At 37.9% G+C, this 14581-nt stretch carries 14 protein-coding genes and 1 pseudogene; 10 read left to right on the forward strand and 5 right to left on the reverse strand.

What is annotated here, in order from left to right:
- Positions 1-244: 244 nt before the first annotated feature.
- The 3 genes from AC1ECF_RS17260 (at position 245) to AC1ECF_RS17270 (ending at position 3207) form a co-directional block, all read left to right on the forward strand.
- On the forward strand, positions 245-1093 hold the full coding sequence (locus AC1ECF_RS17260; RefSeq protein WP_480390676.1) for an MFS transporter: 849 nt from the start codon (positions 245-247) through the stop codon (positions 1091-1093).
- Positions 1044-1478 (forward strand): hypothetical protein, encoded by a 435-nt coding sequence (locus tag AC1ECF_RS17265; protein WP_480390677.1) that lies wholly within the window; start codon positions 1044-1046, stop codon positions 1476-1478. Before AC1ECF_RS17260 ends, AC1ECF_RS17265 begins: the two co-directional genes overlap by 50 nt.
- 70 nt (positions 1479-1548) lie before the next feature.
- Positions 1549-3207: a hypothetical protein gene (locus tag AC1ECF_RS17270; RefSeq protein WP_480390678.1), complete on the forward strand. Its 1659-nt coding sequence runs from the start codon at positions 1549-1551 to the stop codon at positions 3205-3207.
- Between the two features lie 25 nt (positions 3208-3232).
- Here the strand turns inward: AC1ECF_RS17270 and AC1ECF_RS17275 are convergent, their stop codons facing one another.
- Complete coding sequence (locus AC1ECF_RS17275; RefSeq protein ID WP_480390679.1) at positions 3233-3697, reverse strand: hypothetical protein; 465 nt, start codon at positions 3695-3697, stop codon at positions 3233-3235.
- 364 nt (positions 3698-4061) lie between these two features.
- Here AC1ECF_RS17275 and AC1ECF_RS17280 point away from each other — a divergent pair, with 364 nt between their 5' ends.
- The 3 genes from AC1ECF_RS17280 (at position 4062) to AC1ECF_RS17290 (ending at position 6090) form a co-directional block, all read left to right on the forward strand.
- Positions 4062-4910 carry a pentapeptide repeat-containing protein gene (locus AC1ECF_RS17280; protein ID WP_480390680.1) on the forward strand — a complete coding sequence of 283 codons (849 nt, stop codon included), beginning with the start codon at positions 4062-4064 and terminating at the stop codon, positions 4908-4910.
- A 55-nt stretch (positions 4911-4965) separates the two neighbouring features.
- Positions 4966-5748, forward strand: coding sequence for an alpha/beta fold hydrolase (locus AC1ECF_RS17285; protein WP_480390689.1), 783 nt, complete (start codon positions 4966-4968; stop codon positions 5746-5748).
- A 117-nt stretch (positions 5749-5865) separates the two neighbouring features.
- On the forward strand, positions 5866-6090 hold the full coding sequence (locus AC1ECF_RS17290; RefSeq protein WP_480390681.1) for a hypothetical protein: 225 nt from the start codon (positions 5866-5868) through the stop codon (positions 6088-6090).
- A 76-nt stretch (positions 6091-6166) separates the two neighbouring features.
- Here AC1ECF_RS17290 and AC1ECF_RS17295 read toward each other — a convergent pair whose 3' ends face one another.
- From AC1ECF_RS17295 to AC1ECF_RS17310, 4 genes are all read right to left on the reverse strand, one after another.
- On the reverse strand, positions 6167-6589 hold the full coding sequence (locus AC1ECF_RS17295; protein ID WP_480390682.1) for a hypothetical protein: 423 nt from the start codon (positions 6587-6589) through the stop codon (positions 6167-6169).
- Positions 6590-7021: 432 nt separating this feature from the next.
- Positions 7022-7642, reverse strand: a complete 621-nt coding sequence (locus tag AC1ECF_RS17300; RefSeq protein ID WP_480390683.1) for a hypothetical protein — start codon at positions 7640-7642, stop codon at positions 7022-7024.
- Between the two features lie 131 nt (positions 7643-7773).
- Positions 7774-8061, reverse strand: coding sequence for a hypothetical protein (locus tag AC1ECF_RS17305; RefSeq protein WP_480390684.1), 288 nt, complete (start codon positions 8059-8061; stop codon positions 7774-7776).
- 402 nt (positions 8062-8463) lie between these two features.
- Complete coding sequence (locus AC1ECF_RS17310; protein ID WP_480390685.1) at positions 8464-10194, reverse strand: methyl-accepting chemotaxis protein; 1731 nt, start codon at positions 10192-10194, stop codon at positions 8464-8466.
- 362 nt (positions 10195-10556) lie between these two features.
- Here AC1ECF_RS17310 and AC1ECF_RS17315 point away from each other — a divergent pair, with 362 nt between their 5' ends.
- The 4 genes and pseudogenes from AC1ECF_RS17315 to AC1ECF_RS17330 all read left to right on the forward strand — a co-directional run bounded on the left by AC1ECF_RS17315 (position 10557) and on the right by AC1ECF_RS17330 (position 14275).
- Complete coding sequence (locus AC1ECF_RS17315; RefSeq protein WP_480390686.1) at positions 10557-11045, forward strand: DUF4358 domain-containing protein; 489 nt, start codon at positions 10557-10559, stop codon at positions 11043-11045.
- 3 nt (positions 11046-11048) lie between these two features.
- Positions 11049-12434: an MBOAT family O-acyltransferase gene (locus AC1ECF_RS17320; RefSeq protein ID WP_480390687.1), complete on the forward strand. Its 1386-nt coding sequence runs from the start codon at positions 11049-11051 to the stop codon at positions 12432-12434.
- An 11-nt stretch (positions 12435-12445) separates the two neighbouring features.
- Positions 12446-13588 carry a DHHW family protein gene (locus AC1ECF_RS17325; protein ID WP_480390688.1) on the forward strand — a complete coding sequence of 381 codons (1143 nt, stop codon included), beginning with the start codon at positions 12446-12448 and terminating at the stop codon, positions 13586-13588.
- A gap of 120 nt (positions 13589-13708) precedes the next feature.
- A pseudogene (locus AC1ECF_RS17330) lies at positions 13709-14275 on the forward strand (histidine phosphatase family protein).
- Positions 14276-14581: the final 306 nt, after the last annotated feature.

Consider the following 14581-nt stretch of genomic DNA (forward strand, 5'->3'; position numbering starts at 1 on the left):
CGCATCGCGCGATAGGATCCCTTAACCGAGCGATAGCTCCCAATAATCGCGCAGTAACCCCCACGGACCGCGCGATAAGTCGTCACAATCGCACGATAAGGAACCCCTCAATCCTAATTCTCTTAATAGGATCCCAAACTCACATTCAGCCAAATGTATGAGACGTATTTTAGACCAATGACTGAATGAAAATTCTTCCTTTTCTATTAGAGTGAGAGTAGATAGAGAAAGGGATGTGATGGGATTGAAAAGTTTATATAGAGATTCGAGATTTTGGATTATTATATTCGCAAATATAGCTTCCTCAATAGGAACAGGTATTACGATGATAGCCATTCCTTGGATGCTTGTAACGAGTGATAATGGAGGGCCTGTGTTTGGATATATCACCATCGGAATGACAATTATTAATTTCCTTATAACTCCTTATGTCGGAGCTCTGGTGGATCGGATGTCCAGGAAGAGATTATTGATAGGCAGTGAATTGGCATGTTTTCTTGTTTTATTGCCTTTTACTGCACTTGGATTCTTTGGATTGTCTTATGAAATGTGGCACTATACCGTTATTTATGTAATTGGTAGCTTGTCTTACACCTTGTTTTATCCGACTATGTTCGCGATGAATCAAGAGCTTTTTACTAAGGAACAGTATAAGACATTAAATGGGACGATGGAGGTGCAGAGTCAGCTTTCTAGTATGATTGCAGGGGGAGTAGCGAGCATCCTCATGCTGAAGTGGGATATACATTATATTTTATTGTTAAATATCCTAACTTATATAGCTGCAATCTATTTCTATTTGAAGCTGCCCTATGCTAGAGCAGAACGAACAAAAGGTACAAAATCGGTAAATAGAAAAACGAGTGAAGGTCTTTTATATATGCTTGCACGACCTGCCATGTTTGCCTTTCTCCTATTTTCCTTCATGCCTTTTATTGGAGTAATGCTAACAAATTATTTATTCCCAGTGTACTTATCAGACATTTTACAGACTGATGCGAATGTGTACGGAATCCAGGGGATGATGTATGCGGGGGGGAGCAGTGGTAGCGGGGCTACTGATTCCTACAGTAGCGAGGAAACTGGGGAATGAAAAAACAATTATTTTAGGTGTACTTGTATATACGATAGCAATTTCGATGATTGTGTTCGTGGAGTTACCAATCTATTTGACGTTAATGTTCTTTCTAGCATTAGGAAATAGTAGTGCTCGCGTTGCAAGGAATTCATTCTTAATGGATAAGATTCCTAATGAGATAATTGGTAGAGTAGATAGCCTATTTCGAACGATTGGCCTGCTTCAAAGAATGATCTTATTAGCGATTTTTACTGGTATGGTCTCATCTGAGTTTATCGTTCCATGCTTTTATATTCTTAGCTCGGTCTTAATTGTGGCAACCATAATCGTTGGATTTAGCTGGAATAAAGGATTTCAGGAGGATGCTATTGCAAGTAAAACTGTCTTGAAAAGTAGCTAATGGCTAGTCCTGAAACTATATCCATCCTCATACGTATAGTAGTAAACAGAAAAAAGAGAGAGGGATTGATATGGTAACTGTATTTATTATTTCAGCGTTCATCGCCGTGGCTACTGCCCTTGTAGTAGTGCCTTTGAAAGCCGATCGGAAAGACAAGGCTAGCTCCATTATTGGATTAGCAGCTCTAGCATTTATCGCATCCGCGCTTGTTTACTATATAACAAATCTAGATAGAAACTGGACAGCTCTATGGCTTTGGCTTGTCGTTATAACTTTGGTCGGGACTTTGTTGGCAAGAGGCATCGAGCAAAAGGTAAAAGGAATTCTATTTTTAGCTAGTCTGGGTCTAGCTATTTACATGCTGTCCGCTCCTCTATGGAATGCCGACAAGAAGTATGAGGTAGCAAATATGGATGTGCAGGTTGAAATTGAGGCGTTCGATGAAACAAAGACACCTGCTAGTGTACCGCCGCAATTTGCACGTAATAAAATGAAGAAAGCATTTGGTCAGGTACCGAATACGAGCTACTATGAGCTTGGTAATCTTCAAATCCAGAAAGTAAAAGACGAATATGTATATATTGCTCCTGTAGAATTCTCTGACTTCTTCAAATGGTGGAATGGAGATGTGACTCCTGGTTATTTTACAATGAGTGCGACAGACTCCTCAGACAATCCCAAATTTATCAAGTCAGAAATGACATATACACCGTCCTCTTATCTTCACAAAAATTTAGAGCGACATATGCGTATGAAGCATCCGACAAAGATTTTTTATGGAGATCCTCAATTAGAGGTAGATGAGGAAGGAAAGCCTTATTACATCCGCTCTTACGGAAAATTTATTACCGCTCGAAATGGCTTTGATGTGGAGGGAATCGTAGTAGTAGACCCTGCTACTGGTCAAACAGAATCCTTTGAGCTTTCAGAGGTTCCTGCATTTATTGATGGTGCAGTTTCTCCAGAAGCAGTTAGCTTGCAAAATAGCTACTACGGGAATTACATTCATGGATTTTGGAATAGTGTGATTGGGAAGAAAGATGTGAAGCTGCCTTCTGATGAAGGAACGGAGGCAAACGTTAGCCCTATTTTCGGTGAGGACGGAGAAATGTATTACTTTACCGACTTTACAAGTCCAAAAGAGGGAGTCGATTCAATGCTTGGCTACTCTTTAACAGACGGTAGAACGGGTAAAGCGGTGTATTACACTGGCAATATGGAAGAATCCTATATGGATTCCCGAGGTGCTCTACAAATTATAGAAAAGAAATTTATTGAAAAGAAATGGGAAGGCGAAATGCCGGTTCTTTATAACTTCTACGGAGAAGCAAGCTGGCTGACTCCTGTACTGGATTCCAATGGATTCCTGCAAAACTATTTTATCGTTTCTGCAGCCGATCCAGAGATATCTGTATATGGGAATACGCCAAAAGAAGCATTAAAGCTCTATAAAACAGCGCTACAACGTGGGGGGAGCTCGGTAAACGGAAGCTCTAACGCAGAGGAGAAAGCTATATCTGGTACCGTCCTACGAGTGTTTAAAGAACGAGTAGGAGATTTCACACAAGTTTCCTTCCTGTTGGACAATAAAACAAACTATATTGTATCCTCCGAATCTTCACCTTATGCGGTTTACATGGAAGAAGGAGACAAGGTGCAGGTGACATACTTAAATACAGGAGAATTATTCTTACCTGTTAAGGAAGTTACGATTGAAGGGCTAGAATAAGAATGAAAAAAGTAGCTGAATGAATTCAGTTGCTTTTTTTCTGTTCATCTGTAACTAGAAACACAATATCCGCATAGAACTCCTTATCTAAAAAGACCTCATAACGCCATAGACCCTTTTCTGGAATTTCAAAGTTAGCGGTAAAACGTTGAAGACTTAAGTATCCAGAGGATGGTTCCTCCACTATTAGGGGTTCTACTGCGCTTATTTTTTCTCCTGTTTCTTTGTGAGTAGCATAGATAGCTAATTCTTTCCCTTCAAATGTTTCGAACGGTTCAGTGAAGTGAAATATATATCCCGATGGTTTGCCTGCCACGAGAGTTGGCTCTGGATAAACTGTCAACAAAACTTTTCCATTCATCTTATACTCATTTCGAGCTTCCCAACTTACTTTTTCTTCTTCCATTTCCTTTGCACCTTTTTCTGGTGAACAGGAAACCAACGACAAGACTGGAATTAAGATAAGGGCAATAAAAGCAATGTTTTTCATATAATCCTCCTAAATAATATCCATTCTCTCTCCTTCAGACCAAGTTTCTTTTTGAAGCACTTTTTCGAACGAAAATCCCAAATAATTATACCTGATTACCACGTTTACAATATCCTCTGTGCTTCATAAGCGAAGCCCATAAAATCTTTTTGGATGGTCATGAGGGATAAGCTAATGATTACCCCGACAGAAAGTAGAAGAATCACTACTTTTTTACTTTTCATAAAGTGCCCCTTTTTAATGGAATAACCTCTTTTTATCATATTCTCTGCCACTCCATATTTCCCTTTATTTGTAACAATGTCCATTTACATACAAACTAAACTTTGGGATAATTTGCATATTAATTGGAGAAGGCGTGTAAATGATGAAGAAAAATCAAAGGATACAAAATCGAATAGAGCTGAAAGCGGATTGCAGTAGCTGCTTTGCCCTTTGTTGTACTGCACTAAATATTATTGCCTCCAGTGACTTTCAGATGGATAAAGCGGCCGGCGTTCCCTGTGTAAATTTACAAGAAGATTTTGGTTGCAGCATACACGCTTATCTACGTGAGAAAGGGTTTAAGGGATGTACCGTGTACGACTGTCTGGGAGCAGGTCAATTTGTATCCCAGCAGATATTTAAAGGGAAGGACTGGAGAAGTTACCCAGAAAATGCAAGTGTCATGTATCAGGTGTTTCCGATTGTGGAACAGCTGTTTGAAATAAAAGCCTTTTTGTTAGAGGCATTGACCTATGATTTGTCTTTACTTTTACATCAAGAAATCATTCTACAGCTTGACGCTTTAGAGGAAATGTTAGATAAGGGTGTAGAAGAAATAGGTAAGATTGATCTTTCTTTTTACCGAGCTCCCATTGGAGTACTGTTAGCTAAGGTAAGTGAGGAGGTTCGATACCATCTAAGCAATTCCTTTGATATACCCCTTGGTAAAGATAAAAGTAGAGAAAATTTTATAGGGCGGCATCTAGTGGGAAAGGACCTACGAACCTATGATTTTAGAGGAGCTTATTTAATTGGTGCTAATCTTCAACAATCCGACTTGCGAGGTGCAAATATGCTAGGAGCAGACTTAAGAGATGCTAATGTAAAAGGCGCAGATCTATCTTCTTGCTTGTTTCTAACCCAAATGCAAGTGAATGGAGCGAAAGGGAGTAGCCAGACGCTTTTACCCATATATATAGAGAAGCCATTTCATTGGCAGGGTAAATGAAACACTTATTCCTCCTTTATTGAATAGGCTAGAAATAAAAACAGGGGGAAACACGATCGGTTACTTTGTAAGGGTAGAAGAAGAGGTAAATGTATATGTAGAAGACCTAAATCCTATGGCAATAGATACGATTCTTTTTATTCATGGCTGGCCATTAAGCCATAAACAGTTTGAGTACCAGTTAAATGTATTGCCATCCATGGGCTTTCGTTGTATTGCAGTTGATTGGAGAGGGTTTGGGCAATCCGACAAGCCGTTTAGGGGATATACCTACGATAGGCTGGCTGATGACATCCATGCAATTATTGACACGCTTGAATTGGAGGATGTCATTTTAGTCGGACATTCCACTGGTGGAGCAATAGCTCTAAGGTACATGGCCAAGCACGGTGGAAAAGGTGTATCGAAGCTCGTATTGGTGGACGCGGCTACCCCTACTGGTTTTACAGAGGAAACCGCTACGCATTTTCTAAGAATCGGCTTAAATGATCGTCCGAAGATGATGCAGGAGGTAACAGATGGATTCTTCTTTCAATACATTACAAAGGAATTTAATGACTGGTTTGTTCAAATGGGATTACAGGCAGCTGGCTGGTCTACTGCAGCAGTAATCGCCCTGCTACGAGATGAAAATGTGCAATATGACTTAGCGAAGATAAACGTCCCAACACTGATCATGCATGGAGTTCATGACAAGGTCATACCCTATGCACAAGCGCAATTAGTTCAACAGCAAATCCCAAACTCTCAGCTTATTCCCTTCTACTATAGCGGTCACGGACCATTTTGGGAGGAAAGAGAATTATTTAATAAGCTGTTAGCCGATTTTGCAAGGTGAAAAGGATTGAGTAGCAAGCCTTAGAGGTTTGCTATTTTTATTTGGGGTTAAATGGAAAAATGTTATAACGGATGTAAATAAGAGGAAAGAGATACACATGGTAAGAGGTGAGAAGTAATGAATAATCGTTTGGAGCTTACTATTAAAAAGAAGGATATTTTATTAGTCACAGCTTTATGGCTATTTTCTATTTTACTTGGATCAGCCGTCATATTGTTCATAGATAGTCCGTACAGTGCCGGAGGAGGCTTAATTCCTCCTATTGTTTTTGGACTATATTCTTTGACACGCTATTTTAGTCGGAAGAGAAAAGGAAGGGAAGGTACGAAATCGGTGAGTTAGTACCCCTTAATAGAGATTTTCCACTCAACCTTAAAGGGGAACAGCACCTGAATGTCCCCTTTTTTTATTAAATGATTCAAATATAGGACTCAATCACTTGCTTAAAATCTTGATTGATCACGGGGTTAAAGTCCTTATTAATTAACACTTTTTGTTGATTCTTTAATATAAGTACTGGATAATAACTGACGACTGGACTTTTTCTAACTTTTAGCTTCTCATATTCAATATGACTAATCTGTTCTTTTGGTATGGGAAATTCTTGCCCTTTTAAAGTCAACACAATCGTGTTTTCATAGATTGAGATTTTCTCCCCACGTTTAAATATAACTAGGTATAATCCGATGAAAATAAATAGGCCACCCGCTATCATTAACATCGTTCTTGCGTAGATAAAATTTGCGACGACAATTAATAAGATGCCTGAAAGAATAAATCCAAAACCGTTTCTGCTGTTGTCGGTCTTATCGGCGTACAAAAGCTCACCAAAATCCTTCACAATGATTCCTCCTTGATAAAATATGTTGAGGCTCACCACAATAAGTTTAAGATGCTTGATGCTTGGTAAAACGAGTAAGCGTCACATCGGGTGACAACGTTCATGTTGCCCCGAAGTCTCTGCCCTAGGTAAGCACCGGTCAGAGAGAAAATCATCACCGTCTTCTCGCTACAAGGGTATTGTAACAATATTTAGTATATTTCGGTAACTGGGAATAGGCAATTTTAGATTAATTTCGATAAAGATCATTATCAATTACAACGTAAATATCGAACCATGCAAGAACATTCCATATGCTTTAACAAATTGCTCTAGCAATACCTAATTTAATTAATTTTATTCCCTCTTCCTAGCACCGGGGTTAAGTCCATTCCAGTGCAAAGGAACATTGTATATGTGACCGAGCCCTCTACTAAGCGTAATGGATCTTTCTTATTCCTTACGCTGCAGCTTAATCAATTCTATTACTGCTTCCTCATCACCTGGATCCACATATACTAGCTTCGTATTTTGGATAATATCTAAGTAAAATTGCTCGCCAGCAGGGTTAATTCCATCCCAGCGTAAGGGAACATTGTATACGTTGATCGTGCCATTCCCATTCCCGCTATATGTGACCGAGCCATCTACTAAGCGAGAGCCGGCTAACTGGATGACATCCTCTGGGTAGCTTGCACTTGTGCTGTCATCAGGGTTAAGAGCTGTACCAGCTGGAATATGCTTTATATATAATTCGTCGAGCTCTTGATTGGGACCAAGCTGTAACCAAATTCTAGCGTATTCAATTTCTTCATTAGAAAAATGAGCTAGTGTTTCTGTTTCTGGATTTTCTTCTGTATATATTTCCGTATTAGTAGACTGCTCCCTAGAGGCCGAGTCTGTGTCTGTGTCTGTATCTGTATTCTCTGTATCATGTTCGGAGCTGTTACTATCTTCTTGTACATTTGCACTGTTTTCGAGCTCCTTAGCTGGAGATTCTTCCGTGGTATTACTATCGCAGCCTATTAGAATAAACATAACTACGAGCCACATGGTGTATAGTTTTTTCATCATGCTTGGTCCTTTCTTCTTAAAAGGTAAAATGTGAATTTCACTTAATGAGCGTTTTATTATGCAATACTTTATTGACCAAATTAAACAAAAGCACTAATTGGAGAAAAGAACATCGTTCGCAATCTTAGTCATTAGGAATTCCTCGTTTTTACTACTTTATTGACTACATTTTCATAGCCTTCTAAAATATACGATTCTAAAATCAGTTTATTTTTCGATTTAAAATAATAATATACTTTAGGGTCTCCCTCTAATCTAACCACTACCATCCAATGTCTATCTCCTGAAAGATTAGATTTAAATTTATCTAATACGTTAATATCATCCTCGATATATCCTTCTTCTTCCAGATATTCTTCGACAAATATCTTGGTAGCATTTAACTTATAAAAACCGTATAAATTATATCCAGTGATCATAACAATTATTAGCCCAATCCCATATAAAATTTAGTAGACCGTTTCCATCCCATTTGTTTCACCCTCTAAAAAATATTTAATTTACCTGTTGAATTAAAATGAAAATGAATTTTTCAACAGAGCTGTCTTTCTTAATATACTTTTACCTTATTTTAACATAACCTTCCTTATTATCTTTAAGGTATTGGTATATCCAAACGGCAAGAGCTTTAACACGCAAAGCTGTTAAAGGTTCTTCCAATCTCGGCACTAGATTGCCTTTATACAGTATCTAGATGTTGATATAATTACAATTAATGTTTTTTTATTTGATGGTAATAAAAAGATGAAGGGGATAAACGGTTATATGAAAAATAGCCCTCTATCAGAAAAAAAGAGATAGAAGAGCTATTTATGTTTCTATTATTCTATACGGAAGCTATGAATCATCTTGTTTACTTTTTCGCTCAGTTCATTTAACATTTCAGCTGATTTTTGAAGATTATCAAAAGCTTTGTTTTGATGATCAATGGAGTCATTTATTAACTCTGTTTTTTGTGAGACTTCACCAGCGACGTGTGATATATCAGTTATAGCGTTTACGACATCCTCTTTTATATTATTCGCATGAGAAATTTCCTCAGCAATTTCATTGAGAGAATGTAGGATATGGCTAATTGTTTCGTTTATTGTGTGGAATGCTACTCCGGTTTCTGCAACTATATTACCTTGTTCATTGTTAATCTGTACAGTTTGATTCATTAATACTAACGTTTTCTTGGTGTCATCTTCAATTGTCGTGATGGTGTCTTCAATTTGTTTGGAAGCAGTTGCAGATTGTGCTGCTAATTTTTGTACTTCCGATGCAACTACCGCAAATCCAACCCCATACTCTCCAGCTCTTGCAGCCTCAATGCTTGCATTCAGTGCAAGTAGGTTAGTTTGACTAGAAATCTCATTTAGGGTCTGAACAATTGATCCAATTTTTTTCATATTTTCCGCAAGAACTTGTACTACTCCCACAACTTGATGTGTGCTGTTTATGGATATCTCTGTTTTTTCTTGTAAATCCTCTAGCTTGCCAACGCCTTGTTGTAAAACTACTTTTGCATTCGCAGATAGTTTGTCCATATCTATATTCTTTTGGTTCAATTTATTAATAACCTCTGATAATTCAAAGGTCTTTTGATTCGTTATTTCTGTTAGATTTTTTTGCTTTGTAACACCTGCTGCAATTTCCACAATCTCTTTACTAATTTTTTCACCCGTTTTACTTGTTTCCTCAGAAATGTAACCAAGTTGGTGGGATGAATCACTTAGATGTTCTACTGTTTTTCTGACAGTAGAGATTAGTTGCTTTGTTTGATTAGTCATTAAGTTGAAATCCCTGGACAATTCCCCTAACTCATCATTTGTAGATGAATTAATTGTTGCTGTTAAGTCACCCTCAGCCATCTTCCTGACATTATTTCTTAGCGTGAGAATTGGGCGATTGATCGAACGGATAACTAGTAAACCAAGCAACGTACTAACGATTAGCCCGAGGATAATGATAATGCATGTAATCAGAAAGAGTTGGGAATAATTTTCTTTCACATCTTTCAACATACTTTCATTGTTATCGTAATATAAGTCACCAATGACATCTAACGATTCCTCTGCAGCTTCAAATTTTTTCAAGCCTTCACCTTGAGATAGCAACATGCCTTGTTCACGGTCGGCAGGATTAGAAGAAGATAGTAATGATACAATTTCCTGTGAAATGATAAAATATTCTTCTTTCATGCTTTCATACGTTTGAGCAAGTTCCTCTTCATTTGGAAGATTGATAATATTACCGTAATATTCAGCGAATCTTTCTTGGATATCCTCTTTTTGGCCATTATACTCCTCAAGTTGCGCTTTAAAAGCTTCCGTACCCGGTTCGTAAAGGTAAAGATTTTTTTCGGCCAAGTACATTTGGTGAAAATCAATTCCAACTGTCCGTAATAGATTCAAATTTTTTGATCTACTTTCCAAACTCTCTTCTAAAGAGGACTGGACCTTCTGTAGATTATATAACCCAGTTATCCCTACTAGAACATTCGTTAAAACTACCACAATAACTATCGTATAGATTTTTGCTTTTATAGACATTCTAAAATTTTTAATCACAGTGAGTCTCCTTCAGGATGAATTAAATAGTAGTAATTTGTACCAATAAATATTTCTGTTGATGACTATATACCTTTCATATATGTCGTAAATGCTTAAATTTAGGGTCTTTTGGATTAGTCTTAATTAACTAGTATTAATTTTACCATATTTAATACTTTTTGGGAATAATAAATTTCTAAATATGTTTACTATAGGAATGAACAAAATGACGGAGAAAATATTAAATCGGATGTTATCGATAGTTGGAGAATTTGTATTGGTGGATATTAACTTTCGCTAATTTGCATAATACGTTTGAGTAATTGGAATAATTTTTGAAACAAAACAAAATATATTCTAAAAAAGGAGCCGACATTTCAATGAATAAGTTAAAGATGATATTGGGACATATGATGATAGGTGGATTGCTACTGGCAGGGTGTTCTAATAGTAACGAACAGGAATCAGCAGATCCAGGTTTAACGCCAAATGAAATGGTGGAAGAAATGTTAGCGAAGGTAGAGCAGCCGATGCTGATGGAATTAACTGATGATCAGATAAAGGATACGTATAACATAGACCCTGCAAAGCTTGAGGCATATGCGATACGAATTCCAATGATGAATGTGAAGACGAACGAAATTGCGATTTTAAAAGTAAAAGATGAAGCAGATGTACCAGAAGTGGAAGAAGCATTGAAGAAAAGAGCGGAAAACGTACAAAAACAATTTGAAACATACCTTCCAGACCAATATGAAAATGCGAAAAATTATAAGCTAGTTACGAAGGGCAAGTATGTGTTGTTCGTTATCTCAGAAAGTGCGGACGAGCTTGTAGAAGTATACGAAGGTTTTTTTAAACAATCCTAGAAAATGGTTTTTAGTAGTCTGCTTTTCCTGTTTTTATTCCTACCTGCAGTTTTAACTCTCTATTATTGTTCGCCCAGAAGGATACGAAACTTACTTTTATTTATAACAAGTCTTTTCTTCTATGCCTGGGGAGAACCAATTTATATTGTCATCATGCTGGTGTCGACCTTATCCGATTACTTTTTTGGATTGTTATTAGATAAACAAAATTTCAATGTTACTAAACGAAAAGTGGTAGTGGCATTATCTGTGACGGTCAACCTTGCGCTATTATCTTTTTTTAAATATGCTGATTTTCTTATTCAGAATATTAATGGGCTATTTGGTACCGATATACCGTTAACAGAGCTTCCACTGCCAATCGGTATTTCCTTTTATACATTCCAGTCCATGTCTTACATTATAGATGTCTATAGAGGTACAGCGAAGGCACAGCGCAACTGGATTGACTTTGGGGCTTACGTATCATTATTTCCTCAGTTAGTGGCAGGGCCGATAGTGAAATATAATACGATAGCAGAACAGCTTCAAAATCGGTCGGAAAATAGAGAGCAGTTTGCTGAAGGGGTTCGAAGATTTACTATCGGGCTGGCGAAAAAGGTGCTATTAGCTAATAATATCGGTTTACTCTGGGAGTCCATTTCGAGCTCCCAGACAGATGCATTGCCCATGCTAACTGCCTGGTTAGGGATTATTGCCTTTGCATTCCAAATATATTTTGATTTTAGCGGTTATTCCGATATGGCTATTGGACTTGGTCTCATGTTTGGCTTTCGTTTTAATGAAAACTTTAATAAACCATATACAGCCCAAAGCATCACAGACTTCTGGAGAAGATGGCACATCTCGCTAGGTAGCTGGTTCAGAGAATATGTTTATATACCTTTGGGAGGGAATCGCCAAGGACTACTAAAGCAAGCAAGGAATATATTAGTGGTATGGATGCTAACGGGATTTTGGCATGGAGCAAGCTGGAATTTCATCTTATGGGGTCTGTATTTCGGTATCATCCTCATGTTTGAAAAGTGGATAGGCTTGAAGCTTTTATCTGGCTTACCGCAGTGGATTAGGCATGTGTATGCGCTTGTATTGATTCTTGTAGGGTGGGTACTGTTTGCCTTTGAGACGCCTTCTTTAATAGTAGATTATTTAACGGCCATGGCAGGCTTCAATAACCAACCACTTTGGAATGCGGAGACGGGATACTATTTTTATACAAATATTATTTTGTTAATCGTTTTAATCATTGCCTCTCTGCCCAAGAAACAGTGGTTAAGAGCGGAGGGTTTTTGGATGCTTTATCTAGCGTGGTATGGCTTTCTTTTCTTTCTGTCAGTCGCTTATTTAGTGGACGCTACCTTTAACCCATTTTTATATTTCCGTTTCTAAGGAGTGAAAACTTGAAGGAAAAAGCGGATAAACTATTAATAACTTTTTTCATCGGGTCACTGTTTCTTTTAGCATTTCTCTTTTTTCTGTTGCCACACCAACGATTTTCGGAACTAGAAAACAGATACTTACAAAAGCTCCCGGACCTTACCTTAAAAAATATACTGTCTTCCAGTTATGCAGCAGATGCGGAGAGCTATGTAACGGATCATTTTCCCTTTCGAAATAAGTGGCTAGAGGTAAAGTCCATTAGTGAACAGGCACGTCTACAGAAAGAGAATAATGGTATTTATAAAGGAAAGAATGGCTATTTATTTGAAAAGTTTCAGAAACCAGACGATCAAAAGCTCCGGCGCTATCTGGATACGGTGAATGGATTTGCTGCTAGTCATTCGAATGTAGAGGTGACGTTTTTATTGGCACCTACATCTGTTGGTATTTATCCCGAGTATTTGCCATGGCTGGCACCTTCTTATTCTCAAGAAAAGGTGAATGAATTTGTCGGGTATCATTTATCGAAAGAGCTAACTTATTTAAATGGCTTTGATTTCCTTGACCCACAAAAATCTGAATCCATTTATTATCGTACCGATCACCATTGGACGACATACGGGGCGTACTTGGCGTATGTTGCTTATGCAGAAAAGATGGAGTGGCACCCACTGTCAAAAAGTGAATTTTATATCCATAAAGTGAGTGATTCATTCCTTGGTAGCTATCATACGCGAAGCCAGTTTAAAGGACTTTCTCCAGATACGATAGACGCTTATTTTCCACGCAAAGCTATTGCAACTGAAATGTTCATAGCAGATACCAATCAAACCTGGACAAGTATGTATGACGAAAGTTTTCTGAAGAAGAAGGATCAATACTCCTATTTTCTAGGCGGCGTCCATGCATTAATAAAAATAACTTCAAATCTGATTGCCCCAGACATTGAACAAGAAAAGCTACTCATCATCAAGGACTCTTATGCACATAACGTCATACCATTCCTAACTTGCCATGTACCTGAGATTCATGTGGTGGATATTCGATATTACAATGGAAGTATAGGGGAATATATGAACGAGAATGGAATAGAGGATGTCTTATTTTTATTTAATACCTCCACCTTCGTCGAAGAAGAGTCGATATTAAAGCTGAATAGTTAGAATTACTTCATGCCATGGCCAAGTTGGTCATGGCATTTTGCGTGTTTACATCTAAATTTTTGGCTAAGAAAGGATTCCGATTGCTACTTGTAGAAAGTGAGAAGAGCAATCATAGAGGAGTTGTTTTTTGTAACTAATTTATATTTTGTAAGACATGCTCATTCCATTTATACACCAGATGAACTGGTGCGACCTTTATCAAGGAGAGGGTTTGAGGATGCTCACAGGGTGACAGAGCTTTTAAAAACGGAAAAGATAGATGTAGTGATTTCAAGTCCATATAAGAGAGCAATACAAACCGTCCAAGGTATTGCAGCATACGGAAATAAAGAAATCCAGATAGTAGAGGGCTTTAAAGAAAGAAAGCTGTCTACGGAGCCGGCTGAGGACTTTCATCTTGCCATCCGAAAAGTATGGGAGGATGAGCAATTTGCTTGGAAAGGCGGAGAGTCCAATCTTGTTGCTCAATAACGGGGGATAGAGGCAATGTATCAGGTATTAGAAACTTACAAAAATCAAAACATAGTCATCGGCACACATGGAAACATTATAGTGTTGATGATGAATTATTTTGATAAGCAATATGACTTTTCTTTTTGGAGCAGCCTCGATATGCCAGATATCTATCGTTTAACGTTTCATAGTACAGAGTTAAAAGAAGTTAAGAGATTGTGGAAAAGAGGATAAAGATGTAGGCCCAATACCATCGCAAAGACCTCTCGTCTTATCGTAAAGACCCTTGGTGTAATCGTGGAGATAAGGTGGATTATCGCAAAGACCTCGAATTTAAATGCAGACTTCCTAGCTGGGATGTCGCTATCGTAAAGAACTGGCACGTAATCGTCTCTACAAAGAATTGAAAAGAGATGTAGAAATATAATTAAAAAGGTTCATCACCAAAAGCTGGAGATGACATATAAGAAAAAGTTGATTGAAGTGTCGGCTGGCGACTCCTAGGGGATTAGCGAATTTATTTGCGACGAAAGCGAAGCG

Source organism: Psychrobacillus sp. Z3-81 (assembly GCF_056620325.1).